Genomic DNA, 233 nt, shown 5'->3' with positions numbered 1-233 from the left:
AGGGAATAGCGGACGATCTGGGAATCAACTCTGGCATGCTGCGACGCTGGATAAAGACGGCCAATGGCGTGCCAAGCACTCAAAAAAATATGGCTGACGCTGAGCTGAATAAAGAGCTTGTCAGGCTTCGTCGGGAAAATGCCAAATTAAAAACAGAGCGTGACATTATAAAAAAAGCGCTGGGCTACTTCGCAAAAGACCCGCAGTGAAGTATGCCTTTATCGCCAAATACA

At 47.2% G+C, this 233-nt stretch carries 1 pseudogene; it reads left to right on the top strand.

Annotation, left to right across the window (positions count from 1 at the left end):
- Positions 1-233 (top strand): annotated as a pseudogene (locus LGT40_RS00050) (IS3 family transposase); the annotation flags it as partial.

Origin of the sequence: Methylophaga pinxianii (assembly GCF_020447225.1) — a bacterium.
In the GTDB taxonomy this organism is placed as follows: domain Bacteria; phylum Pseudomonadota; class Gammaproteobacteria; order Nitrosococcales; family Methylophagaceae; genus Methylophaga; species Methylophaga pinxianii.
The sequence above is the reverse complement of the archived record's forward strand: the minus strand, read 5'-3'. Positions and strand labels throughout refer to the sequence as shown.